This is a genomic window from Prauserella halophila (assembly GCF_024171895.1).
In the GTDB taxonomy this organism is placed as follows: domain Bacteria; phylum Actinomycetota; class Actinomycetes; order Mycobacteriales; family Pseudonocardiaceae; genus Prauserella; species Prauserella halophila.
This window is the reverse complement of sequence record NZ_JAMTCQ010000009.1, coordinates 631937-656909: the sequence shown is the minus strand read 5'-3', so window position 1 is coordinate 656909 and position 24973 is coordinate 631937. Positions and strand designations below refer to the sequence as shown.

General features: G+C 70.1%; 24 protein-coding genes. 12 read left to right on the top strand and 12 right to left on the bottom strand.

Annotation, left to right across the window (positions count from 1 at the left end; translation table 11 throughout):
• Positions 1–44 precede the first annotated feature (44 nt).
• The gene (locus LY41_RS09305) at positions 45–182 is read right to left on the bottom strand and encodes a hypothetical protein (protein WP_253863465.1); all 138 of its coding nucleotides are present in this window, start codon (positions 180–182) and stop codon (positions 45–47) included.
• 239 nt (positions 183–421) lie between these two features.
• Positions 422–1909: an MFS transporter gene (locus tag LY41_RS09300; protein WP_253863464.1), complete on the bottom strand. Its 1488-nt coding sequence runs from the start codon at positions 1907–1909 to the stop codon at positions 422–424.
• A gap of 111 nt (positions 1910–2020) precedes the next feature.
• On the opposite strand from LY41_RS09300, the gene LY41_RS09295 reads away from it, so the two are divergent.
• Both LY41_RS09295 and LY41_RS09290 read left to right on the top strand, forming a co-directional pair.
• Positions 2021–2692: a TetR/AcrR family transcriptional regulator gene (locus LY41_RS09295; protein WP_253863463.1), complete on the top strand. Its 672-nt coding sequence runs from the start codon at positions 2021–2023 to the stop codon at positions 2690–2692.
• A gap of 1043 nt (positions 2693–3735) precedes the next feature.
• Positions 3736–4218, top strand: coding sequence for a GNAT family N-acetyltransferase (locus LY41_RS09290; protein WP_253863462.1), 483 nt, complete (start codon positions 3736–3738; stop codon positions 4216–4218).
• Between the two features lie 48 nt (positions 4219–4266).
• On the opposite strand, the gene LY41_RS09285 is transcribed toward LY41_RS09290, so the two are convergent.
• The 4 genes from LY41_RS09285 to LY41_RS09270 form a co-directional block, all read right to left on the bottom strand.
• Positions 4267–4584, bottom strand: coding sequence for a type II toxin-antitoxin system VapC family toxin (locus tag LY41_RS09285; RefSeq protein ID WP_308292237.1), 318 nt, complete (start codon positions 4582–4584; stop codon positions 4267–4269).
• Between the two features lie 95 nt (positions 4585–4679).
• Positions 4680–4913: a FitA-like ribbon-helix-helix domain-containing protein gene (locus LY41_RS09280; protein WP_253863460.1), complete on the bottom strand. Its 234-nt coding sequence runs from the start codon at positions 4911–4913 to the stop codon at positions 4680–4682.
• A gap of 358 nt (positions 4914–5271) precedes the next feature.
• Positions 5272–6222, bottom strand: coding sequence for an alpha/beta fold hydrolase (locus LY41_RS09275; protein ID WP_253863459.1), 951 nt, complete (start codon positions 6220–6222; stop codon positions 5272–5274).
• Positions 6223–6370: 148 nt separating this feature from the next.
• Positions 6371–6868, bottom strand: coding sequence for a GNAT family N-acetyltransferase (locus tag LY41_RS09270; protein ID WP_253863458.1), 498 nt, complete (start codon positions 6866–6868; stop codon positions 6371–6373).
• A 191-nt stretch (positions 6869–7059) separates the two neighbouring features.
• Here LY41_RS09270 and LY41_RS09265 point away from each other — a divergent pair, with 191 nt between their 5' ends.
• Positions 7060–7209, top strand: coding sequence for a hypothetical protein (locus LY41_RS09265; RefSeq protein WP_253863457.1), 150 nt, complete (start codon positions 7060–7062; stop codon positions 7207–7209).
• A 19-nt stretch (positions 7210–7228) separates the two neighbouring features.
• On the opposite strand, the gene ychF is transcribed toward LY41_RS09265, so the two are convergent.
• Positions 7229–8311 (bottom strand): redox-regulated ATPase YchF, encoded by a 1083-nt coding sequence (ychF, locus tag LY41_RS09260; RefSeq protein ID WP_253863456.1) that lies wholly within the window; start codon positions 8309–8311, stop codon positions 7229–7231.
• A gap of 114 nt (positions 8312–8425) precedes the next feature.
• On the opposite strand from ychF, the gene LY41_RS09255 reads away from it, so the two are divergent.
• Both LY41_RS09255 and LY41_RS09250 read left to right on the top strand, forming a co-directional pair.
• The gene (locus LY41_RS09255; protein WP_301296797.1) at positions 8426–10108 is read left to right on the top strand and encodes a DNA-3-methyladenine glycosylase 2 family protein; all 1683 of its coding nucleotides are present in this window, start codon (positions 8426–8428) and stop codon (positions 10106–10108) included.
• A gap of 100 nt (positions 10109–10208) precedes the next feature.
• Complete coding sequence (locus tag LY41_RS09250; protein WP_253863455.1) at positions 10209–10715, top strand: methylated-DNA--[protein]-cysteine S-methyltransferase; 507 nt, start codon at positions 10209–10211, stop codon at positions 10713–10715.
• Between the two features lie 88 nt (positions 10716–10803).
• Here LY41_RS09250 and LY41_RS09245 read toward each other — a convergent pair whose 3' ends face one another.
• The 4 genes from LY41_RS09245 to LY41_RS09230 form a co-directional block, all read right to left on the bottom strand.
• The gene (locus LY41_RS09245) at positions 10804–11484 is read right to left on the bottom strand and encodes a hypothetical protein (protein WP_253863454.1); all 681 of its coding nucleotides are present in this window, start codon (positions 11482–11484) and stop codon (positions 10804–10806) included.
• Positions 11485–11744: 260 nt separating this feature from the next.
• Positions 11745–12320, bottom strand: a complete 576-nt coding sequence (locus LY41_RS09240) for a hypothetical protein (protein ID WP_253863453.1) — start codon at positions 12318–12320, stop codon at positions 11745–11747.
• 74 nt (positions 12321–12394) lie between these two features.
• A complete protein-coding gene (locus tag LY41_RS09235) occupies positions 12395–15412 on the bottom strand; it encodes an AAA family ATPase (protein WP_253863452.1) in 3018 nt (1005 codons plus the stop codon).
• Positions 15409–16587, bottom strand: a complete 1179-nt coding sequence (locus LY41_RS09230) for an exonuclease SbcCD subunit D (protein ID WP_253863451.1) — start codon at positions 16585–16587, stop codon at positions 15409–15411. The genes LY41_RS09235 and LY41_RS09230 overlap by 4 nt, the downstream gene beginning before the upstream one ends.
• A gap of 271 nt (positions 16588–16858) precedes the next feature.
• On the opposite strand from LY41_RS09230, the gene rmuC reads away from it, so the two are divergent.
• Together rmuC and LY41_RS09220 are read left to right on the top strand one after the other, a co-directional pair.
• Positions 16859–17776, top strand: coding sequence for a DNA recombination protein RmuC (gene rmuC / locus LY41_RS09225; RefSeq protein WP_253863450.1), 918 nt, complete (start codon positions 16859–16861; stop codon positions 17774–17776).
• A 225-nt stretch (positions 17777–18001) separates the two neighbouring features.
• The gene (locus tag LY41_RS09220; RefSeq protein ID WP_253864109.1) at positions 18002–19105 is read left to right on the top strand and encodes a DUF6542 domain-containing protein; all 1104 of its coding nucleotides are present in this window, start codon (positions 18002–18004) and stop codon (positions 19103–19105) included.
• A gap of 257 nt (positions 19106–19362) precedes the next feature.
• On the opposite strand, the gene LY41_RS09215 is transcribed toward LY41_RS09220, so the two are convergent.
• Entirely contained in the window at positions 19363–20352 is a 990-nt protein-coding gene (locus LY41_RS09215; RefSeq protein WP_253863449.1) for a 4-hydroxy-3-methylbut-2-enyl diphosphate reductase, read from the bottom strand.
• 181 nt (positions 20353–20533) lie between these two features.
• On the opposite strand from LY41_RS09215, the gene LY41_RS09210 reads away from it, so the two are divergent.
• The 5 genes from LY41_RS09210 (at position 20534) to LY41_RS09190 (ending at position 24879) form a co-directional block, all read left to right on the top strand.
• The gene (locus tag LY41_RS09210) at positions 20534–21337 is read left to right on the top strand and encodes a lipid droplet-associated protein (RefSeq protein WP_253863448.1); all 804 of its coding nucleotides are present in this window, start codon (positions 20534–20536) and stop codon (positions 21335–21337) included.
• Positions 21334–22596, top strand: a complete 1263-nt coding sequence (gene xseA / locus LY41_RS09205) for an exodeoxyribonuclease VII large subunit (protein WP_253863447.1) — start codon at positions 21334–21336, stop codon at positions 22594–22596. Before LY41_RS09210 ends, xseA begins: the two co-directional genes overlap by 4 nt.
• 133 nt (positions 22597–22729) lie before the next feature.
• Entirely contained in the window at positions 22730–22963 is a 234-nt protein-coding gene (locus LY41_RS09200) for an exodeoxyribonuclease VII small subunit (RefSeq protein ID WP_301296929.1), read from the top strand.
• A gap of 117 nt (positions 22964–23080) precedes the next feature.
• The gene (gene glpX, locus LY41_RS09195; protein ID WP_253863445.1) at positions 23081–24121 is read left to right on the top strand and encodes a class II fructose-bisphosphatase; all 1041 of its coding nucleotides are present in this window, start codon (positions 23081–23083) and stop codon (positions 24119–24121) included.
• Positions 24121–24879 (top strand): S1 family peptidase, encoded by a 759-nt coding sequence (locus LY41_RS09190; RefSeq protein WP_253863444.1) that lies wholly within the window; start codon positions 24121–24123, stop codon positions 24877–24879. Before glpX ends, LY41_RS09190 begins: the two co-directional genes overlap by 1 nt.
• The last annotated feature ends 94 nt before the right edge of the window (positions 24880–24973 follow it).

Here is a 24973-nt window from a genome sequence, read left to right as displayed (position 1 = left end):
CCTGACGAGCATCGCGGACGCACTGACCGAGGGCACAATCACCTTCAGCGACCTCGAAACACTGCGAGCTCGTCGACGAGCTCGACGCGAGCCTGCATCCCCAGCTGCTCGAGGTCCCACTGGGAACGTTCGCGGATCCGCTGGTCAACACCCGGCAGGCGCAGCTCCTCTTCACGAGCCACGAGTCCTACGTCCTCTCGCCGCTGAGCGAAGTGAAACTCGATCCCGGCCAAGTGTGGCTGACCGACAAGACCTACGACGGCGTCATCGAGCTGACCTGTCTCGCGGACTTCCCGAAGCACCCCGACGCGAATGTGTCGCGGCGCTATCTCACCGGCCGGTACGGCGCTCTCTCCGAGCACCCTGGCTGCACTCGTCGGCTCCCAGGAGCACTGAGGGTGGCAGCACGCAGGCGGAGCGGCTACCGGGAATCCGCTGCCGGAGAGGGCGCCCTGCGTCGGGAGAAGGCAGCCGCCGTGATGCCCGCGGCCGCTGCGACGAGCCCGGCCGCCAGCAGCGCGTACGCCAGGAGTCCGTTCCCCGTCGCGTCTCGGATGGTCTCGACCAGCGGCGCGGAGTCACCCGCGTTCCCGTGCGCCGCGGCGAACGCCTCATGGATACTGGATCGCAGCGCACCGGCGAGTTCGGCCGGCGTGTCCGGTGAGAGCATCCGGTCGAGCGATGCCCGGAAGACAAGAATTCCCGTCATCCCGCCGATCGCGATGCCGAGCGCAGCACCGAGCTCTCCCCCGACCTCCTGTGCGGCAGCGGCGGATCCGACGCGATCCTCCGGCGCGCTCGAAATGATCGCATCACTCAGGAGGGCCATCGCAGCCCCGTGACCGACGCCGATGACCGCTACGGCGAGGATCAGCAGGGGAATCCTCCCGTCGGCCACCGCGAGGGCGGTGAGGACCGCGCCGAGCGCGACGATCAGCAGACCGCCGACGGTGATGCTCGACGTCCGCCAACGGCGCGCCAGCGCGGGCGCGGCGAGTGCACCCAGAATGTCCGCCGCGATGTATGGCAGCGTCAGAATGCCGGCGACCAGCGGAGTGAACCCTCCCACCCACTGCAGATGCTGGGTGAAGAGGAAGAACAGCCCGACGGAGCCGATCCCGGTCAGCAGCAGCGTCAACAGCGAGGCCGCGACGCGGCGGTTCTTCAGCAGCACCAGATCGAACAGCGGATCAGCAAGCCGACGCTGCCGACGCACGAACAACACGAGCATCGCCAGTCCGGCGACGACGAGGAAGACCGAGAACCCCGGCGGCAGCGACGCGGACTCGCCCTCGGCGCCGGCAGCGATCTCCTGCAGTCCGTAGACCACGGCCAGCATTCCGGTGACCGAGAGCGCCACGCTGCTCGGGTCGATCCGGCTCACCCGGGACTCATGCCGTTCCGGCAGCACGAGAGCTCCGAGGACGACGAGCAGGGCCATCGGCGGAACATTGATCAGGAAGATCGCGCCCCACCAGAACGCCTCCACCAGCGCGCCGCCCAGCAAGGGTCCGATCGCGCCGCCGATCGTGAAGGAGCTGAACATGATGGCGATGGCGAACCGGCGCTGATCGTCGTCGCGGAACATCTCCCGCAGCAGGGAGAAGAGCGAGGGCATGAGAGTCGCACCGGCAACGCCCAGGAGGGCTCTGGCGAGGACGAGCACGCCGGGTGTCCAGGCGAAGGCCGCGAAGACGGACAGCACGGCGAACACCGATGCTCCCCACAGGAGCAGCCGACGGGCGCCGACGCGGTCGGAGACGCGCCCCATCGTGATCAGGAATCCGGCGATGAGAAACCCGTAGGCGTGGACGATCCAGAGCGACTCCGTCGCGGACGCACCCAGATCCTCGACGAGCGTCGGGACGGTGAAGAAGAGGGCCGTGAGGTCGCTCGACAGGGTCAGCATCGGGGCGACCAGCAGAGCGAGACCCCACCAAGCACGTGCCGTTGCGCGAGCATTCGCCATTATTTCATTTCGTTCCATAATGTCACGTAACGCTAGAGGTACACTATGAGCATGTCCACCCCCTCGTCGAATGCGACATCCGCGGGACGCCCCCGCGACCCCCAGCTCGACCAGGCCATCCTCGCGGCGACCCTCGAGCTCCTGGACGAGGCCGGCTATCAGGAGCTGAGCCTCGACGCCGTCGCGCGTAGAGCGGGGACGTCACGTCCGGCGATCTACCGACGCTGGCCGGGGCGCGTGCACCTCGGCCTGGCCGCGATCAGGTCACGACTCGAGGCACCGCTGCCCCCTGACACCGGGTGCACCCTGTGCGACCTCGACGAGAGTTTCCGGTTGTTCCTCGTCACGTATCGACTGATTCGGCCCGACGTACTGAGTGCCCTGCTCGCCGAGTGCGCAACGACACCCGAGCTGCGAGCGCAGTACCTGGAAACGTTGATCGAACCGGCGCGCCGCGCCGTCGGCCACACCATCGATCGCGCCGTGACCCGCGGCGACCTGCGTGCCGACCTCGATCGGGAGCTATTCCTCGACATGGTCGGCGCGCTCGTGCACTATCTCGCGCTGTTCGCCGACCGTCACATCAGCGACGCCGAGGCGGCGAACGCGATCGAGACACTGCTACGCGGAGCGGCGATCGACTACGACGCACTTGTCGCGCACAGCCGCGCAATGGAGGAGGCAGGGGAGTCGAACCCGGCTCACCACCGAAGTCATCCGTGACCGAAACCCGGTCGGATTGCGTTCGCGCGGGAGAACACCACTGCTGAGGTGCTCCGGACCACTGCCGGCGAACGAGCAGCAGCTGCACCTCACGAAGCAGATTCGCCATGAGTCGTCAATCCTGATGCTGTGCTGCCCAACTCGATCGCCTTTGAACGCTTCGAGCCGGTTTCCGGTGCCGTCCGCAGGTCACTCAGCGGGAGCCGGAACATCGCCTCACTCCGGGGACCGTGTGCCGAGTCCCCTTCGGGCGCGCTCCTTCTCGTCTCACACGGACGACCACGGCGGCCACCCGCGCAGGCCAGTCCCCCGGTCCCACTTCTCCCACTGCACGGCCTCCCGTCGGCTCCGCGACATCTACGCCACGGAACTTGCCTTGCTCGAACGGGTAGGTCGGCACCTCCCTGGGTGGACGCCCTGATGCGCACTCGGGCTTCTCCGAGGACTGCGCCTTGCGTCGCCGCACACGGCGCCACAGTCGTTGCCGGCCGGACTTCACCTTGGCACCGAGCCGACGGGTCCGGGACTTCGGCAGCGCCAGCGGTGCGCGCATCAACGGGGTGGCAACTGCCTCCAGGTCATCCGGTGCCCTTCTCGTTGAGTTCGCGGACCGGGCTGATGGCTCGAACAAACGGAGTTGCTAACGAGCGAGGCTCGCATGACACGATCGCGCTAGCGAGCCGCCCGTTCACGGCGGCGAGTTCCTGATCCGCTCTCGTTGCTGCGATCCTGCTTTCGGTTCAACGACCACAGCGATCACGCGGCGTGGGTGCGTTGGGGACCGTAACTGTAGTGTGCCTGCCGAACCTGCCCAAGGCGCACCTACCCGGTAAGGGTGCGTCCAGCCCGCCGTCCGGTGAGGGTGGCAGCCCGTTCGAGCCGGGCCGGGTCCGGGGAACTCACTTCTCGGCGGGAGATGTCGGGGTTCCCACCCTTCCAACGGCGAACAGCCCCAGGTCAGCGACATTCGGACGCACAGTCGGAACGCCACGACGCGTTACCGAGGAGATGGGCGCCCGGTCGTGGCCGCATACGATCCCGTCATGCGGATCCGACCCACGGCTCTCGAGGACGCCGATGCGCTGACCGATCTCCACCTCGACGTGTGGGACGAGGCGTACACCGGCCTTATCGCGGCCGACATCCTTGCCGACAGGCGCACCAACCGCGAGGCACGCGTCGAAAACTGGCGGAGGATCCTCGCTGGCTGCACGAGAACAGAGCTCGCCGCAGAAGACGACACGGGGCGGCTGATCGGCTTCACCAGCGTCGGCCCCGGTCGGGACGAGCCTGCTCCGGACCTGCCGAAACGTGAGGTGATGGCGCTCTACGTGCGAGCCGAGTGCTACGGGACCGGCGTCGGTCACGCACTGCTCAACGCGGCGATCGGCGACGACCCGGCCTACCTATGGGTCCTCGACGGCAACCGTCGAGCCATCGACTTCTACGAACGGCAGGGATTCCACTTCGACGGCACGAACAAGACCGAGCCCGTAGGCGTTGAGAGGCGCATGGTCCGCCGCTAGCTCTCGTTCGCGACCTTCGATGGCGGCCGCACCAACGTCGGATGGCCGTCAGCGCCAGGGGTCGAACAGCTCGACCCCGGTATGCGCGAAGTCCTTGGCGTTGCGAGTCGCGCACGTCGCGTCATGCGCCAGGCAGATCGCCGCGATCTGCGCATCGGCCGTGCTGATCGACAGCCCGGCCGTCTCTCGAGCGACGAGGACATCGGCATAATGCACGGCCGACACGTCATCAAATGGCAACACCGAGCGGCTGCCCCGATAGGGTTCGAGCGCCGTCTCGATACGGCCGGACAGCTCGTTCTTACGTCGACCGTCAGGGAGTCTACGTACGCCCGCGAACAACTCAGCAAGCGTCACCGACGTGATCGCGACATCTCCCGTGAACGCTCCGAGTCATGCGACGACGCGCTCGTCCGGCGAGGGACGGAAGATCTCCGAGATGACATTCGTGTCAAGAACGATCACTCGAAGTCCACCGCCCGCGCGACGTCGGCGCGCTCCGGAATCGGCAGGTCATCAACACCCCCGACACCCTGCGCTGCCGACAAGAGCGCCAACCCGATGTGGGGCCGTCGCGCAGCCCGAGTGAGGATGTCGCGAACTTCGGCTTCCATCGAGCGGCCGTGTTCCTTCGCCTGCGCGGCGAGCTGCTGCTTTACGGAGTCATCGAGCCCGCGAACGACGATGGATGACATCGGCAACCACCTCCCCGAGTGCTATCAACCACGATAGCACTCGAGGGTCGACGTCATGAACCCTCCGTGCCTCAAGCGACCAGTCACATCGGAACGCAGCTACACGTTGAACCGGAACTCGACCGGACAGCGTCATCGTGCATGACGTGGTCCTTGCCCTCCATACGGCCGTTTCCTCCTCCCCAGCGTCAGCCCGTCCGCCATGGGCACGTGGTCGCCTTGCACTCCCGCCGATGCCGGCCTGGGACGTACACCGCTGGGCACGTGCCGTTCTCACGGCCGGACACCTTCCGAAGTTTCATGGCCACAGCTTCGGGTATCGGATCGATCACGACAAAGGTTCATAGGTGGGGATCCATCACGGCAGATGATTGTCGAGGAACTCGACCACTCCTGCCTCGACCTCGTCACGGATGGTGCGTTCGTTGTGGATCTCATGACGCCAGCCCGGGTAGACCGTGGCCGAGACCGAGCGGTTGCCCGCTTCGGCGAGCAGATTCGCCACGGCGTAGACCCCCTCACCGTAGTTCGCGACCGGGTCTTGGTCGCCGGCGATCAGGTAAACCGGCAGATCAACGGGCATCCGGGCGGCCCACTCCGGTCCGGTGATCGCCGTCATCAGATTGGAGAAGTCTGCGAAGAACTGATAGTTCGGCATTCCGACCGTCATCAGGTTCAGCGGGTCGGTAGCGTGGTCGGCGACGACGTCCGGGTCGTAGGCGATCCAGTCGTTGGGCGTGCGGACGTCGGAGTACCGCTCGGTCATCGGACCGAAGACGGCATTCGCCACGTCGACCGCATCATCCTTCGCACGGCCGGCCGCCAGCGCCTCGCCGGTCATGCGCGCCATCGTGTCCATCCCCTTTACGCCGTATGCGACCCCGCACAGAACCAGCGCCGAGAGATCGGAGTCGTAGCGCGCGGCGTACTCGCGGGCGATCATCGATCCCCAGCTGTGCCCGAACATCGCGAACGGAAGCTGGTCATACCCGGCATCCGCCATTTCGGCGATGACGGCATCGTGCAGGCGACGCTCGTCGAGGATCGTCGTCTCGTATCCGGAATCGCCCGGGTCGCCCCACGTGGCGTTCTGCAGGGCCGTTCTGCCATGCCCCACGTGGTCGTCATGCGCGACGACGTAGCCGGCATCCAGCAGCGCGCCGGTCAGGTGCCAGTAGCGACGCGAGTGCTCGCCGAAGCCGTGCACGATCTGCACGATGCCGCACGGCGATCCGAGAGGGGTGTGGAGCCAGGCCTGGATCTCGTCTCGATTGTTGGACGAGGGAAAGGTGATCTCTCGAAGTGACATGGCGAACAGTCTAGAGTTCGTGCATGGCCCGATAGGCTGCTCAGGGCGGCAGACACCCCAGATGCGAGAAGCCCCCGGACTTCCCGGGTGCCATCTGAGTCCTCAGGCGTTGAAGCGGAACTCGACCGAGCTCCGGCGTCGGACCACCTCAGGCATCGAGGTCCTTGAAGTACCGCGCCACCGGCCAGCGAAGGAAACCGGCAGACTCGTAGAGCGCCCGAGCCGGAGCATGCCCGGAGTCTCCCCCGGTTTCCACCATGACCATACGCATACCTGCCGCCCGCGCGCGGTCGTACGATCGCTCCATCAACATCCCGCCGACCCCGGAGCGCTGGTACTCGGGATCAACAGCGAGGACGTAGACCTCCGCCATCGAATCGTCAGGGTGCATACGCGTGCACACCCACCCGACCGGCACGTCCCCCACGACCGCTACATCGATGTTCTCCGACTCGTCGCGTAGCACCGCTGCCAGCTCGGCCCGTTGCCGCGTCTCCCAGCCTTCTGGGTAGAACGCGTCGTAGACGAAACCCGGAACATCCTGACGCAGCGACGGGAACACCGGTGTCCACGACCGGATGGACAGCTCCAGCAGGGCGTCCAGGTGAACCTCGCCGTAGGGGACGATTGCCGGATGTTGTTTCATGCGATGCAGCTTAACGACGTGCCCGGACTACGACGCTACGAATTTCACCGAGTCCCAGCACGGAGAATCATCTGAGTGATCGAGCCTCGATAGACGATCCACACCGATCATGTCCGCCTCCTCCGGACTCGCCCACGGAGACCGGCGACCGGACGCAATCAGGATTTCCCACCTGGGAGGAAGGCAGAGACATGGCAACTATCGGTGACCACGACTCCTACATCGCCGCTGCGCCGGAGGCGTTCCGCCCGGTTCTCGACCGCCTCCGGGACGTCGTGCGCTCGCACGAGCATCACGCAAGCACGTTGACGGCTGAGGCGCCTTGCCCCGGATTCGCGTGACTGCGGCGCTACGAGAGCGTCACACGTTGAAGCGGAACTCGACCACGTCGCCGTCGTGCATGACGTAGTCCTTGCCCTCCATGCGGACCTTGCCCACGGAGCGCGCGTCGGCCATCGAACCGGCCGCGATCAGGTCGTCGTAGGAGATGATCTCGGCCTTGATGAAGCCGCGCTCGAAGTCCGTGTGGATGACGCCCGCCGCCTGCGGCGCGGTGGCACCCTGCGGGATCGTCCAGGCGCGCGCCTCCTTCGGGCCCGCGGTGAGGTAGGTCTGCAGGCCGAGCGTGTGGAAGCCGGCGCGGGCCAGCGCGTTCAGGCCCGGCTCCTCCTGGCCGACGGATTCGAGCAGCTCCTGCACCGCCTCCTCGTCGTCCAGCTCGAGCAGCTCGGCCTCGACCTTCGCGTCCAGGAACACGGCATCGGCGGGCGCGACCAGCTCGGCCAGTTCGGCACGCTTGGCCTCGTCGGCGAGGATGCCCTCGTCGGCGTTGAACACGTACAGGAACGGCTTGGTCGTGAGCAGGCTCAGCTCTCGCAGCGCCTCGAGGTCGACCTCCCGCTGCGCGGCGAACAGCGTGCGACCGGAGTCGAGGACCTCCTTGGCCTTCTTCGCGTTCTCCAGAGCCGGGCGCGCCTCCTTCTTGGTGCGCGCCTCCTTCTCCATCCGCGTCAGCGCCTTCTCCAGCGTCTGCAGGTCGCCGAGGATGAGCTCGGTGTTGATCGTCTCGATGTCCGACAACGGGTCGATCGTGCCGTCGACGTGCGTGACGTCGGGGTCGTCGAAGACGCGGATGACCTGGCAGATCGCATTGGCCTCGCGAATGTTCGCGAGGAACTTGTTGCCGAGCCCCGCACCCTCCGAGGCACCCTTGACGATGCCCGCGATGTCCACGAACGACACGGTCGCCGGGACGGTCTTCGCCGAGGCGAACAGCTCGGCCAGCTTGTCCAGGCGCGAATCGGGCAGCGGCACGACACCGACGTTGGGCTCGATCGTCGCGAACGGGTAGTTCGCCGCGAGCACGTCGTTGCGCGTCAGGGCGTTGAACAGGGTCGACTTGCCGACGTTGGGCAGGCCTACGATGCCAAGGGTCAAACTCACGGCTCGCAAGTGTACGTGCCACCGACATGCCCTTCTCGATCCCGTGCCACCACCTCGGCCGCCGCGTCCGATTTCCGCGAGTCACGTCGCTGACCTGGTGGCAGGATCGACACTATGACCGAGACGGCCACCACCGGCATCTGGCACGATACCGACCGCTGCTACGCGGCCGTGCGCTCGCGTGACGCCCGGTTCGACGGCCGGTTCATCACCGGCGTGCGCACCACCGGCATCTACTGCCGCCCCTCGTGCCCCGCGATCACGCCCAAGCGCGGCAACGTCGACTTCTTCCCCACCGCCGCCGCGGCACAGGCCCGCGGCTTCCGCGCCTGCCGCCGCTGTCTGCCCGACGCGGTACCGGGCTCCCCCGACTGGAACGTCCGCGCCGACCTGGCCGCCCGCGCCATGCGGCTCATCGCCGAGGGCACCGTCGAACGCGAAGGAGTGCCCGGGCTGGCACGACGGCTCGGCTATTCGCAGCGCCAGCTCGGACGGGTACTCACGGCCGAGCTGGGCGCCGGACCGCTCGCGCTCGCCCGCGCCCACCGGGCCCACGCTGCCCGGTTACTCATCGAACGCTCCGCGATGCCGCTCACCGACGTCGCGTTCGCCGCCGGATTCGCGAGCGTGCGCCAGTTCAACGACACGATCCGGGGCGTGTTCGCCCTGGCTCCGTCCGACCTGCGCACGCGCGCCACCGCCCGCCGGGTCGACGACTCCGGCTCCCCCGAACCGGTCTCGGGCACCACACTCACGCTGCGCCTGCCGGTGCGAACACCGTTCGACGGCGACAGCCTGCTGACCTTCCTCACCGCCCGCGCAGTCCCCGGCGTCGAAGCAGCCACCGGCACGCACTACACGCGCACCCTCCGCCTGCCCCACGGGCCGGGCCGGATGACCGTGGCACCCGCCTCGACGGCTGCGGCCGACCGCACCGCGCACGTGCCGTGCGAACTGTGGCTCACCGACGTCCGTGACCTCGCAGGAGCCGTCACCCGCGTGCGCAGGCTGCTCGACCTCGACGCCGATCCGGTCGCGGTCGACGACGCCCTGCGACAGGACGACGTGCTGGCGCCACTGGTCACCACTCGTCCCGGTATCCGCGTACCCGGCGCGGTCGACGGGCCCGAACTCGTACTGCGGACGATGCTCGGCCAGCAGGTGTCGGTCGCCGCCGCCCGCACCGCCACGAGCCGCCTCGCCGCCGAACTCGGCGAACCGCTGTCCGGCGACGCACCTGCGGATCAGGGCAGCACGGAGTGGCTGTTCCCCACTGCGGCCGCGGTCGCCGAGCACGCCGCCGACGTCCTCCGCGGTCCCCGCAGCCGGACCGGGGCGATCCGCACCGTGGCAGGAGCGCTGGCCTCCGGTGACCTCGACGTCCACACGGGCAGGGACCCCGACGAACTGCACCGGGACCTGCTCGCACAGCCCGGCATCGGGCCGTGGACCGCCGGTTACGTCGTCATGCGCGCACTCGGCCGCCCCGACGTGCTGCTCGACGGCGACCTCGCCCTGCGTAACGGCGCCGCCGCAGCTTGCATCGACCCGGCCACGCTGCCCGAGCGGGCACTCACCTGGCGACCCTGGCGGTCCTACGCGAGCATGCACCTCTGGCGCGCCGCCCCCGGCTCGGCAGACCTCGGCGCAGCACCATCGGAACCAGCGCCATCGGAACCAGCGCCATCGGAACCAGCGCCATCGGAACCAGCGCCGTCGAACCCGGCGCCGCCACACCCGGCGGGCGGCAACAGCGGCAGCAACACCGCCGGCAGCAGCGCACCCGCAGCGACCTGACCGCCGGCCGGACGACTGTCGCGGTCACCCCAGGCGCCTGCCACGTCGTCCCGCACCGGCCCACCCGCGACCCGACAACCCGTGTTCAGGAAGGAACGCCATGACCACCGCTCACTGGTCCACGCACGACACCCCTGCCGGCCCCTTCACCGCGATCGTGGCCGCCGACGGCACCGTGCTCGCATCCGGCTGGACGCCCGATGCCGAGGAACTGGCCCCGATCGTCTCGCCGACGCTGCGGCCCGGCGAGCTGCGCGAGAAGCGCGACCTCGGCGCCGTCACGACCGCCGTACACCGGTACTACGCGGGCGAGTTCGACGCCGTCGACGCGATCGCCGTGCGCCAGCGCTCCGGTGAGTTCCTCAGCCACGCCTGGGACGTACTGCGCACCGTGCCCGCAGGGAAAACGGTCACCTACACGGAGCTGGCCGCGCTCGCGGGCAGGCCCGATGCGGTCCGCGCCGCCGCGTCCGCGTGTGCGCGCAACGCCTGCGCCCTGTTCGTGCCCTGCCACCGCGTGCTGCGCGCCGACGGTGCGATGGGCGGGTTCCGCTGGGGCGTCGACGTCAAACGGCGACTGCTCGCGCACGAACACCGCATCGCCTGACGGGATGCGCCCGCGCACGGACGGCGAAGTGCCGGCCATCCACGCCGCGACACCTCGTCGAGGCGAAGGGAAAAGGCGGGTTCGCGGATCAGTTGCCCGGCGCCGGTTGCTGCTGACCGCCCCCTTGCTGCTGCTGTGAGGCCTGCATCAGCTCTCGGCACTTAGGGGCCTGCTGGAACTCACCGGCGAGCTTCTGGTTCGACTGCAGCTGTTTGATGGGCTTCTGCAAGTCCACCTGCTGCAGCTTGGTCAGCGCCGACTGCCTGGCCTGAGTCACCGCCTGCTTGTCCGACTCCGGCACCTTGTCGAAGTCCGACTTCGCTGCCTCGGCCTGCTCGCCGAGTTTCCCGTAGGAGTCCATGGCGGTCGAGAGGAACTTGTCACCACCGTCCGTGGGGGACGAGCCCATCGCCTCCATATCGGACACGAACTTGTCGGCACTCTGCGTGATCGCGCCGAGTGTCGTGCTCGTCGACTTCTTCACCGCCTCCGGCTCCTGCGATTCGGGCTGCGGCTCGGCCTGGGAAGCCGAGAACTCGGCCAGGCTCCCGCAGAACCCGTCCATCCATTGGACGCCTGCTTCGCTGACCTCGGCGTCTCCCTGGCCGCCTTGCTGGGACTGTGAAGAATTGGGGCCCGCCGAGTTCGATGCAGAACTGCCCGTCGACTCGCCCTCCTTGCCCGCGTTGTCGCTCGCCTCGCCACCGCAACCGGTCAGAACGATCGCACCGGCGGCGACCGTGGCGAGCAGTTTCAGGTGAGGTCGCATGTCGGAACCTCCGAATGTCGTAGGTACGCTGGACGGTCCCCGGTCTCAGGTGACTGCTCACAGCCCCGCGCGGGCATCGCTCCCGCGGCCGCCGCCCCCTAGCGTCATCACCAGAGCATGATCGCAACGCACGTGATGCGAAAGGGGCTGATCCGAAAGGGACGGACCGGTGAACGGTCGGTTCGCACCGGCAGCCGCATCGTCACACCTGCCGACCGGCGTCCCGGAGTGTCCTGCGACCGGCAGGAGTGTCCGGGATGTCACCCGCCGGTGCCGAGTTGGGGTGCGGTGGGAAGCTCGGGCTGGGCGGCGAACAGATCCAGATACATACCACCGGCGACCAGCAGCCCGAGCAGCCCGAGGACGACGCCACCCAGCGCCACGGCGATGACCCAGGGGCTCGAGTCGGAACGTCGTGCCTGTACGGCGAGCACGACGCCCCCGATGACTGCGGCCACGAGCGCGACGACCCCATTGACCAACGCAGCGGTGTGCCACGGCGCGCCGTAGAACGCTTCGATCTGGTCGCCGCCACCGCCGGTACCGGCCTCGATCTGGCCGACGATCTCTTCGCGAGCACGCAGCATGTCACTCAGCGGATTACCGATGAGCGAGCTCAACCCGAGCCCGGAACTCACCACGGCGATGCCACCGAGAACGCCGGTGGCCGATCTCTTCGCACCGGCACCCGCGGCGGGAGCGTCGGACGGAGCGGCCGGCAAAGGCGAGGATTCCGCCGGCTGGGGAGAGGATTCCGGCGGCTGCACGCCCTCCGTCGCATCGCCGGAATCGCTTCCGGCGACCTCGTTCGCATGTTCGGTGCCCTCAGAAGTCATTGCACGAAAGCCTATTCGGCCAGGCCTGATACTCCGGTAAAGTATCGAGATCCGTCATGTCCAGACGATGCCGATCAGCTCCAGGCGACACCGATGTCGCCGTCGAGGCCGCCCTCGACCCGCACGCTGGAACCGGTGCGGGCCTTGCGCACGCGCAAGCGCGTGGGGATCCGCTGCCGGAGCTCCTCGACGTGCGACACCAACCCGACGACCCGACCGCCCGCGCGCAGGTCGTCGAGCACGTCCATGACCACATCGAGGGTCTCCCCGTCCAGCGTGCCGAAGCCCTCGTCCACGAACAGCGTGTCCAGCAGTGCCCCGCCGGTTTCGGCGGCCACGACATCGGCCAGACCGAGCGCCAGCGACAGCGACGCCAGGAACGACTCCCCGCCGGACAGCGTCTTCGCCGAGCGCACCATCCCGGAATAGTCGTCGAGCACGTCCAGGCCGAGCCCGCCGCTCTTGCCGTGACTGCCCGGGGCGTCGGAGTGGACGAACGAGTACCGCCCGTGGCTCATCGAACGCAGCCGGGCCGTCGCCGCGACCGCGACCTCCTCGAGCCTGGCCGCCAGCACGTACGACCGCAGCGACATGCGGCGGGCGTTCTGTCCCCGGCCGTTGACGACGTCGGTCAACGCGTCCAGCTCCGCGAACTCCTCCTCGGCGGGCGCGAGTTCACGCAGCACGGCGTCCAGTTCGCCCGCGAGTGTGTCGAGCTCACGGCCGCGCTCGGTGTGCTTCTGCAGCGCCGCCACGTCCTGCTCGGCCCGCTCCCGCGCCTGTTCCGCCGCCTGCCGCGCCGATTCGACGTCGACCACCCGGTCGGGCTCGACGTCCGCCAGCTCCGGTTCGGCCAGCACGGCGCGGGCCGTCGCCTCCGCCTGTTGGGCATCGGCGAGCGACTGGTCGAGCTCGGCGATCCGCTGCTGATCACGGGCAGCCGCCAGAGCTTCCTCGACGTCGGCGAACTCTGCCGTCCGCGCCGCCTGCGCGGCGGCCGCCGCATGCTCGTCGACGCGTTCGCGGGCGGCTCGCAGCTCCGTTCTGACGTCCGCCAGCCCGTCGAGCGCATCGGCCAGCTCCGTCAGGTGCGCCCGGCGCGCCGCGACATCGTCGAACTCGCCCGCCGCCTCGTCGAGCCGCCGTTCCTGCCGCTCCACCTGTTCGGCGAGCGCGCGCCGCTGTTCCTCCGCCGCGGCCGCCTCTCGCTCGGCCGACGTCCGCCGGGCGGTGAGGTCCTCGTACTCGGCCTCATCGGCGCGCACGAGTTCCTCGAGCCGGTCCTTGCGGACCGCCGACTCGGTCAGCGTGGCCAGCTCGTGGCGAACCTCGTCGAGTTCGGTGCGCACCTGTCCGGCGGTTCGGTCCTGGAGACGTTCGACGACGGCAGCGAGCGCCGTGTCCGCCTCGTGCCGGGCGGTCGCCGCCCGGCTCCGGCGCTGTTCCGCGGCCTGTTCGGCCTCGGTGGCGGCACGTTCCTCCGCTTCGCCCACGCCGTCACCGCCCGCCGCGGGAGCCGGGTGGTCCTCCGAGCCGCACACGGCGCAGGGCTCGCCGTCCTGCAGCTCGCCCGCGAGCTCGCCCGCCATCCCGGCGAGCCGCCGCGCCCGCAGGTCGAGCAGCGCCTCGCGCGCCGACTGGTGCGCGTCGATCGCCGCCTGCTCCGCCTCACGGGCACCCGCGGCTTCCTGTTCCAACGTCGGAACCCGCTCGGCCTCCCCCAGCACGCGGGCCAGTTCGGCCTCGCGTGTCCGGACGGCGTCGAGCCGCACCGCCGCCTCCGCCGCGGCGTCCAGCTCGGTCCGCAGCTGCCGCGTGTGTTCCGGCAGTCCGGCCAGCTTCTCGCCCAGTGCCGCCGCCTGCGCCGTCGCGTGTTCGGCGATCTCCCCCAGTTGCTGCAGCCGCTTGCGGTCCCGGACCTGCTGCTGCGCCTCCTCGACGAGCCCGGCCAGCGCGCCCGCGTCTTCGCGAACCTCGCCCGCACGGGTACGCAGAGCTGCGACGTCGGGCTCACCGCCGTCGAGTTCCGAACCCACCCGGCCGTCGCCGCGCCCGCGGGCGGCCAACGTCTCGCGTGCCCGCTCGTCCTGTTCGAGCGCCCGGGTCAGTCTGGTGCGCTGCCGGTCGGCCTCCGCGGCGAGGCCGGTCACCGCCGACGCCCGCCTCGCGGCCGCCAGTTCGGCTTTCCACTCGGCGCGCAGGTCCGCTTCCTTCGCCAGCTCGGCCAGGCTCTCGTGAGCATTGCGCACCCGGCGCAGCCGGTCCGCCTCGCTCCGCCGTGCGTCGAGCTCCGCCGCCGTGCGTTCCCGTGCCGTGGCCGACTCGTCGGCCGCCGCCTTCGCCTCGGCCACCGCCGCGGCCACGCGGCCGCGCACGTCGGCCACCCAGTCGGCGGCGCCGTCGTCCGGCGGTTCCTCGCCCGCGACCTGGCCGATCCGCGCCAGCCATTCCCGCACCGACTGCCTGCGCTCGTTCAGCTCCCGCCGCTTGCTCTGACGACGTTCGCTGAACCACTTCTCGGCCTCGAAGAACCGCTGCGTGCCGAAGAGCTTCTCCAGCAGCTCCTCGCGTTCCTTCGTCTCGGCCCGCAGGAACCGCGCGAACTCGCCCTGCGGCAGCAGCACCACCTGGAAGAACTGGTCACCGGTCATGCCGAGCAGCCGCTCCACGGTGCGGGCGACCTCGTCGATGCGCGTGACCCCCTCCGGCGGTTGTCCGCTCGGCGGGTCGTCGAGCCACGTCAGCGACGCCTTCGCCTGCTGTTTCGTGGTGCCGTCGCCACGCAACTTCGGCCGTTCGTACTCGGGGTTGCGCACGATCCGGAACCGGTGCCCCTGCACCGTCAGCTCCAGCGTGACCTCGGTCGACGTGCCGCGCTCGGCCACATCGCAGCGGAACCGCTTGGCATCGGCCCGTGCGCCGGGGACCTTCCCGAACAGCGCGAACGCCACGGCATCCAGCAAGGTCGTCTTGCCCGCGCCCGTATCGCCGTGCAGCAGGAACAGCCCGTCGGCTCCGAGCGCATCGAAGTCGACGACCTCACGTCCCGCGTACGGGCCGAACGCCGAGACCTCCAGCCGGTGCAGCCTCATCGCGGCTCACCGTCCTTGCCCGGGTCGTCCTGTCCCGGGTCGTGCTTGCCCGCGGATTCCAGTGCCGCCACGAGCAGTTCCTCCTCCCGGTCGTTCGGCGGAGAGTTCCGGCAGTCGTCGAGGAAGCCCCGTGCGATCTCGGTGTCCGACCGGCCGCGGACGGCCTCGGCGTACCGCAGCACGGCCGTCTCCGCTCCCTCCGGTTCCCAGTCCAGGTGCACCGCGTACGGGAACCGGTCCCGGAGCCTGCGCATCGCGTCGACGGGCCTGACCCGGTCGGTCAGCGTCGCCGACACGAAACTGTCGACGTGCTCCGCGTGTTCGGGCGCCGCGAGCAGTTCCTCGAGCTCGCCCCGCATCGTCGCGAGCGGCCGTGGCACCGGCAAATCACGGCGGCTCACCTCGCCGGCACCGCCGGAGTCCACATCGAACAGGAACACCGATTTCCGTTGCGCCATCTCGGAGAACGAGTACGCGAGCGGACTTCCCGAGTAACGCAGGTGCTCGTCCAGCACCTGCGCTCCGTGCAGATGCCCCAGTGCGACGTAGTCGACACCGTCGAACACGGACCCCGGAACCTGCTCCACACCGCCCACGGCGATCGTCCGTTCCGAATCGCACCCGGCTCCGCCGGTGACGAACGCGTGCGCGAGCACGACCGAGCGGGTGCCCGGGGGCCGGCCCGCCAGGTCCGCGCGTACCCGGCGCATCGCCTCCGTCAGCACCGCCGTGTGTCCCCTGTCCTCGATGCCGAGCGCGTGCCTGGCGGTCTCCGGTTCCAGATACGGAATCCCGTACACCGCCACCGGCGCGTCGCCGCCGTCGAAAACCACCGGCTCGGCGATGCCGGCGACGGTCGTCCGCAGGTGCAGACCACCGGAGGCGGCGAACTCGGCGAAGGCCCCGAGCCGGGCTGCGGAATCGTGGTTGCCCGACGTCAGCACGAGTTCCGCCCCCGCCTCGCGGATCCGCCGCATGCCCGCGGTCGCGACCCGCACGGCCTCCGCGGACGGCACGGCGCGGTCGTAGATGTCGCCGGAGACGAGGACGACGTCGACCGACTCGTCGGCGACGAGGCCGGCGAGGTGCTGGAGGACCGTGTCCTGTTCGGTGAGCAGGTCCGCGCCGTGGAAGGTTCGTCCCACGTGCCAGTCGGAGGTATGGAGCATTCGCACGGGATCAACGCTAGGGCCCGGCACCGACAGAACCGGGAACACCCACCCGGCGTGTCACTCGAACGTGTGTTCACACTAGGGTACGAGTGCCGAGTGGCCGCTTTCTGTCGGGGGCATCCGCCATGATGCAACCAGGCCCGGCGTGCCCCGCGTGACTCGCACGGCATGGTCGGCACGGCATGGTCGGCACGGCATGGTCGGCACGGCATGTCGCCGGCACGTCGCCGGCTCGACGGGCCCGGCGAGGATCGACGAATGAGGAGCGTGTCCTGTGGCTTCGACGGTGTTCGCCGCGGTCGCAACGGTGGCCGCGGCCCTGCTGGCGGGTGCGGTCGTCCTGTTGTGGCGCCTGTACCAGGACGGCATGCGCCGTGCGGACGCCGCCGCCAGGCAGGTCGAGGCGGAACGGGTGAAGCTCGACCAGCAGCAGGCGGCGCTCCGCCGGTACGAGGTCGCGTTCGCCTCGATCAGCGGCCGGGGTGAGCTCGGCGAACACGTGCTGGTGGAGACGGCGCGTGCGCTGGGACTGCGCGAGGGCCTGCACTACACCCTGCAGACCGACCTCGCCGGCGGCGGCGCGGCGAAGCCGGACATGGTGCTGCGGGTCGGCGGTGACCGCACGGTGCCGGTCGACGCCAAGGCGAGCCTCGCGATCTGGGCCGAGGCCGTCGAGACCGACGACCCGGACGAGCGCGCCGACGCCCTGCGCGTCCACGTGCGGAACCTGCGGTCCCGCGCGACCGAACTGGCGGGAAAGGGCTATCAGCGCTGGGCCGACGCGATCTACGGCACGGTCATGTTCGTGCCGTCCGACGCCGCGGTGGTCGCCGCACTCGACACCGACCCCGAACTGCTGCGCTGGATGCTCGACCGGCGCGTGTTCCTGTGCGGGCCGACCGGCTTCGCCGTCATCGCGTCGGCGGCCATGTTCGCCGCGACGGAACGCACACTGTTGGACGATGTCGAACAGGTGCGGTCCTCCGCGGCGTCGGCGCACCGCGCGGCCGCCGGGGCCGTCGACGCCGTGAACCTGTCGAGCACCCATCTGCAGCGGTTCCTGTCCGCCCGTAAGCGGGAGCTGGAGGCACTCGAGAACTTCCGTGGCACGGTCGCACCACTGACGGAGGCCGCAGCCAGCCCGGCACCGGTCCCGGCCGTCCGGAAGAACGACGAGGCCACCGCCAACTGAGCCCCACCGGCTCCGGACCGGACGGGACCGCTACCGAACCCGCGGCCCGACGAACCGGTAATTCGGCGAAACGTCCCGGTCCCCGGGCACGGACTCGGGTCGCCCCCACGATGCACCGCGGTTGTGCGACAGGTCACGAAACAGGGCCTTCGCGGGCCACTCGGTACGACGAACGTCGAGGATCCATAACAGTCGTGGCCGATCTACCGGCTACGGTGTTGCCCTGTGACCGCCACACGAGATCGCCGTAGCGATCCTGACGCCGCGAACGAGGACGAGCCCGTCGTATGGGACGAGCGTCTCGTGTTCGGTGCCCGGCGCGGTCTGCCCTGGTGGGGAGCAATCCTGCTCGCCCTGGTCACGGCGATCGCGGGCGCGGTACTGAACACGCAGGTGGGCGACGGTCTCGGACTGCCGTTCCAGTTGATCTACGGCGCGGGCGCGCTCGTGGCCGTCGCCGCGGCACGCCGGCGCAACCTGTTCGGGCCGATGGTCCAGCCACCGCTCGTCATGGCTGTCACCGTGCCGCTGGTCGTGCTCACGGGCACGTCGCTGCCGGAGAGCAACGACATGCTGGCCAACGTGCTGGCCGTCAGTACCCCGCTGATCAACAACTTCCCGGTGATGGCGATAACGACGGCCCTGACGATCGCCCTCGGCGTCTTCCGCATCCACCGTGAACGCGACCCCGACCGACCGGCGAAGAACGGCTCGCAGCGCAAGCGCACCCGTGACGACGAGGACGACGGCGATCGCCCCGCTGCTGCCAAGGACAAGCGCCCGCCCAGGGACAAGCGCCCGTCCGGGGACAAGCGCCCGTCGAAGGACAAGCCCGGGAGCACCGGCGACAAGGTCAAAGGCGAGACGGCGGCCGGCGCCGACGGCCCGGCCCCGCCCGCTGCGGGAGCCGCGGGAGCCCGGCGTCCGGCGAGTGATTCCGGAACGTCCGGGCGCCGGCGCAGGCCCCACCCGCCCGAGGACCGGCCGGACGCCCCACCGGGACGAGGGGAACCGCCGCGCCGGAGCCGGCCACCCGCCGACGGGCCTCCCGGCCGCGGTCCGCGCGGTCCGGGCGAGGGCCCGCCGCCCCGCCGTCCCGGACCCGCCGACGAGGGCCGTGGGACGCGCACGCCACCTCCCGACCGCAGGCCACCGAGGACACCACCCGAAGACCCGGCCCGCGAGCCCAAGCGTCCCCAGCGGCCACCGCGCGGCGAGCGGCCGGACCCGCCGCCGCAGCGGCCGAAGCGTCCTCGTGAGGCCGAGCCACCACCGGAGCGGCCGCGCCGCGATCAACCGCGCCGCCGCCCCTGGGACACCGAGGACTGAATCGCCCAAGACCGGATCCTCGAGGGGCCGAGCCGCCCAGGGCCGGGTCGTCCGAGAGCCGGGGCGTCGAGAGCCGGGGCGTCGAGAGCGCCGGACGACGGCGCACCGGCCGTGACACGTCGAAACGAGGTGAGGCCGCCCTCCCGGGTATCGGGACGGGCGGCCTCACTGGCTCACTGGGTGTTCCGGTTGTTGCCGTTCGTGTTCCGGCGGTTGCGGTTGCCCGGCTGTGACGGTCTCGCCGAGCGGCCGGGGGCTCAGCGCACGCTGCTGCGCGTCTCCTTGTCCGAGCGCAGTTCGCGGGGCAGCGCGAACGAGATCTTCTCGTTCGCCGTCGTGACTTCCTGCACGTCGTCCCAGCCGCGCTCTGCCAGGTCGTCGAGCAGTTCCATCACGAGCACGTCGGGCACCGACGCACCGCTGGTCACGCCGATGGTCGTGACGCCGTCGAACCAGGCCGGGTCGACCTCGTTGGCGTAGTCGATCAGGTGTGCGTCGCTGGCACCGGCCTGCAGCGCGACCTCGACCAGCCGCTGCGAGTTCGACGAGTTCCGCGAGCCCACCACCAGCACGAGATCGCATTCCGCGGCCATCGCCTTGACCGCCACCTGACGGTTCGATGTGGCGTAACAGATGTCGTCGCTCGGCGGGTCGGCGATGCCGGGGAACCGGTCCCGCAGTTGATCGACCCGGTCCATCGTCTCGTCGACGCTCAGGGTGGTCTGCGAGAGCCACACGACCTTCTCCGGATCGCGCACCTGCACCTGCGCGACGTCGTCGGGAGTGTCGACGAGCTGCACGTGCTCGGGAGCCTCACCCGAGGTGCCCTCGACCTCCTCGTGGCCGTGGTGGCCGATCAGCATGATGTCGTAGTCGTCCCGGGCGAACCGGTTGACCTCCTTGTGCACCTTCGTCACGAGCGGGCACGTCGCGTCGATCGTCTGCAGGTTCCGCCGCTCGGCCTCGGCGTGCACCGCGGGCGAGACCCCGTGCGCCGAGAACACGATGAGCGCCCCCTCGGGTACCTCGGTGGTCTCGTCGACGAAGATCACGCCCCGTTCCCGCAGCGAGTCCACGACATGCCGGTTGTGGACGATCTCTTTCCGGACGTAGACGGGCGGGCCGTACATATCGAGCGCCTTCTCGACCGTGATCACCGCACGGTCGACACCGGCGCAGTACCCGCGCGGCTTCGCGAGCAGCACACGCTTGCCGTTCTGGTCACCGCTGGGGCTGGCTGCACTCATGGGTTCCAGGGTACGGACCGCAGGGAAGCGGCGTCATCGCGCGAGGCGTGTGGCATCGGCCGCCGGCATGCGCCACTCCCGGAGAGTGGTGACGGACCGGAGGCGAGCCGAACACCGGATCGTGGACCTGCGGAGCGGGGTGGGGCTGGGCAGCCGGAGCCGCGTGCGGCAGTCTTGGCGCATGAAGCATTTCCCGTTCCCGGTGCGGGTTGCGGCCGGCCTCGCCGCTTCGACCGCCGACACGGTTCGTGACCTGCCGAAACACCTCACCGAGCTGCCGGTCACGGTCGCGAGCCAGGTGCTGCAGACCTCGATGCGGGTCCAGCAGCACGTCACCGAGCTCGCGATCAAGGGCGATGACGCCCTCGCCGCGTTCCACGGCGCGGAGGACGAACCCAACTGGGCGACGTTCGACGAGGACGACGACCCCACGGCCGCCCGGGCAGACGCCTGGACCGAGTCCGACGCACCGGGAGCCGCGGCCACGTTCGACGACCCGTGGGACGCCGAATCGCAGGCGCTGGGCGAGGAACACGCGGACGGGGAGTTCGACAGCACCGAGACCGGGATCGCGGCGACCGGCACCGTGACCTCGACCGGCACCGGCGGCGGCACCGGCGGCACCACGGACGACGGCGCCAACGGCACCGAATCCGAGCCGGCGCCGGGAACCATCCCGTCGACAACCGGCTCGGGCCCGGCGGGGGTGACCGACTACGACGCACTGAGCCTGCCCGAGCTGCGTTCCCGGCTGCGCTCGTTCTCCGCCGACGAGCTGGAGCAGCTCCTCGACCACGAGCGGGACAACGAGAACCGGCCGTCGTTCACGGGCATGCTGACCCGCCGGATCGCCAACGTCCGGGCCGAATCCGACACCGGGTCCTCCGATACCGGGCCCTCCGACACCGGGTCCGACGCCGTGCCCGACAGCGAACCGACCGGCGAGTCGGGCGCCACCGCCACCGGCGAGACCACCACGTCGTGAGCACCGACGCACGAGGTTCCCAGGAGGGTTCGCAGAGCACCGGCACGCAGCCGTCGACGGCCGACAATCCGTGGCCGGTCCGCACGGTCGCACGCAAGATCGCCGACTGGATCCATCGCCTCGGCTCGGTGTGGGTCGAGGGGCAGATCACGCAGATCTCGGCGCGCCCCGGCACGCAGACGGCGTTCCTGACGCTGCGCGACCCTGCCGCCGACGTGTCGATGTCGGTGACGTGCCAACAGCGCATGCTGCGTTCGATCGACCCTCCGCTGCGCGAGGGCGCGAGTGTGCTCGTGCATGCGCGGCCGTCGTTCTGGCTGGGCCGCGGGACGCTGAGCCTGCGTGCGAGTGAGATCCGCGCGGTCGGCATCGGCGAACTGCTCGCGCGGATCGAACGGCTCCGCAAACTCCTCGACGCCGAAGGCCTGTTCGCGCAGGAACGGAAGCGCCCGCTGCCCTTCCTGCCGCGTGGCATCGGCCTGATCACGGGCCGTGCCTCCGCGGCCGAACACGACGTGCTGGCCAATGCGCAGAACCGCTGGCCTGCGGCGAAGTTCCACGTCCTCAACACCGCGGTGCAGGGCGCGAAGGCGGTGCCGCAGGTCGTGCGGGCACTGTCGGAGCTCGACGCCGATCCCGAGGTCGACGTCATCGTCGTCGCCCGTGGCGGCGGCAGCGTCGAGGATCTGCTGCCGTTCTCGGACGAGACGCTGTGCCGGGCGGTCGCCGCGGCCGGCACGCCGGTCGTCAGCGCCATCGGCCACGAGCCGGACTCGCCGCTGCTCGACAACGTGGCGGACGTGCGCTGCTCCACGCCGACGGGGGCGGCGAAGACGATCGTGCCCGACGTGCAGGAGGAAACCACGCGGGTGCACCAGCTGCGCGACCGCGCGCGGCGGGCGCTGCACGGCTGGGTCGACGGTCAGCGCAGGCAGCTCGATCAGCTGCGCAGCCGTCCCTGCCTGGCAGACCCGCACGGTCCGGTCGAACGCAGGGAGGCCGACGTCGCGCTGCACGTCGAACGCGCCCGCCGGGCGGTCATGACCACGCTGACGCAGGAACAGAGTGCCTTGACCGCCGCCCGCGCCCGACTGACGGCGCTCGGCCCGTCGGCGACCCTCGAACGCGGCTACGCGGTGGTGCAGTACGTCGACACCGACGGTGACCTGAAGGTGCTGCGGTCGGTCGACGAGGTCGCCGAGGGCACCGAACTGCGGGTGCGGGTCACCGACGGCGCGGTTTCGGCGACCGCGCGGTAGTGTGCGCCCGGACCCGGCCTCGGCGCAGGTACGGCGTCAGGCAGGCACGCATCCGAGACGTGAGGCGAACCGCGACGTGAGCGAATCCGGTGGCGACACCCCCGACAGCGCCCCCGACAGTGCCCCCGACGACCTGTCCGGCCTGGGTTACGAGCAGGCCCGTGACCAGCTGGTCGAGGTGGTGCGCGAACTCGAGGCGGGTGGGTTGTCCCTCGAGCAGTCACTGGCGTTGTGGGAACGCGGCGAGAAGCTGGCGCGCCTGTGCGAAACGCACCTGGCAGGCGCCCGCGAGCGCATCGAGGCCGCGCTGGCTACGGTTGAGGACGATGCCGACGCAGGCGGCTCGGGCGGCGACGCGTCGGAGTGACGCCTGACGTGACGTCTCTGACAACTCCATGAACACAGGCTCGCGCAGGCTGTAAGCAGTTTCCGCGCCGATCTTCGTCGACCGCGCACCCACGCGATACCCACCTCGGGAGGCAGCATGACCACCAGCACGCCGAGACGGGGCGAAACGCCCGACCGCAACCTCGCCATGGAGCTCGTCCGGGTGACCGAAGCGGCGGCGATGGCAGCGGGACGCTGGGTCGGGCAGGGCGACAAGATCGGTGGCGACGGGGCAGCCGTCGACGCGATGCGCCAGCTCATCGGCACCGTGTCGATGTCCGGTGTGGTCGTGATCGGCGAGGGCGAGAAGGACGAAGCGCCCATGCTGTTCAACGGCGAGGAGGTGGGCAACGGCGACGGCCCGGAGTGCGATGTCGCCGTGGACCCGATCGACGGCACCACGCTGATGAGCAAGGGCATGCCGAACGCACTGGCGGTGCTGGCGGTGGCCGAACGGGGCGCCATGTTCGACCCGTCGGCGGTGTTCTACATGGAGAAGATGGCCGTGGGTCCGGAGGCCGCGGGCGTCGTCGACCTCGCCGCGCCGATCGCGGAGAACATCCACCGCGTGGCGAAGGCCAAGCAGAGCAGCGCATCCGACGTCACGGTGTGCATCCTGGACCGGCCCCGGCACGAATCGATCGTCAAGGAGGTCCGCGAGGCGGGCGCGCGCATCCGCTTCATCAGCGACGGCGACGTCGCCGGCGCGATCGCGGCGGCCCGCTCGACGACGGGTGTCGACATGCTGCTCGGCATCGGCGGAACCCCCGAGGGCATCATCGCCGCGGCCGCGCTGAAGTGCCTCGGCGGTGAGCTGCAGGGCAGGCTGTGGCCGAAGGACGACGAGGAACGGCAACAGGCGGTCGAGGCGGGCCACGACCTCGACCGGGTGCTGACCACCGACGACCTGGTGCGCGGCGACAACGTGTTCTTCTGCGCAACCGGAATCACCGACGGCGACCTGCTGCGCGGCGTGCACTACCGCGCGGGCGGCGCGACCACCGAATCGATCGTGATGCGGTCGAAGTCCGGCACCGTGCGGCTGATCGACGGCTACCACCGGCTGAACAAGCTGCGCACGTTCTCGTCGGTCGACTTCGACGGCGACGGGGACGACGACTCGGCACCGTTGCCCTGATGCGGCGCCTGGTCACGCGAGCGGCGGGACTCGCGGCTGCACTGCTGCTGGCGTCCGCGCCCGCGGTCTCGGCCGCGGTGCAGCCGGATCTCGTCGGCGGCACACCCGGCGACGAGACGTATCCGTTCATGACGTCGCTCTCGGCCGACGGCGAGCACTACTGCGGTGCGTCCCTGGTCCGCCCGGGGTGGCTGGTCACGGCGGCGCACTGCGTCGACGGCACGGACGCCGAGCAGCTGACCGCCCGGATCGGCAGCACCGACCGGGCGGAGGGTGGCGAGGTCGCGCAGCCGACGAAGCTCGTATCGCACCCGTCGTACACCCGCCCCGGGTCGACGGGTGATCTCGCCCTGGTCGAACTGGACTCGCCGGTGGAGGCCGAGCCCGTCGACCTGGCCGATTCGGCCGAGCCCGGGACGGCGACGCGGCTGCTCGGCTGGGGACAGACCTGCCCCGAGAGCGGCTGCGGCGATGCTCCCCGGAACCTGCAGCAGCTCGACACCGGCATCGTCGGCGACGAGCGTTGCGCGGCCGGATTCGACGCGACGTCCGAGGTGTGTACCGACAATCCCGACGGCGCGGGCGCGTGCTACGGCGACTCGGGCGGGCCACAGCTCGTGCGCACCGGCGACCGGTGGCGACTCGTCGGCGTGTCGAGCCGCGCGGGTAACAACGAGCCGGTCTGCGGCACGGCGCCGTCGATCTACACGTCGGCCCCCGCCTACGCGACGTGGATCGACGAGACGGTCTCGGCGTAGGTGCTCGGGCCGCCGGACCGGCAGTCGTCGGCTCGGACCGCATGCAGACGATCCGGTGACGGTGACACGACCATCGCCCCGTGACCGGTCACCG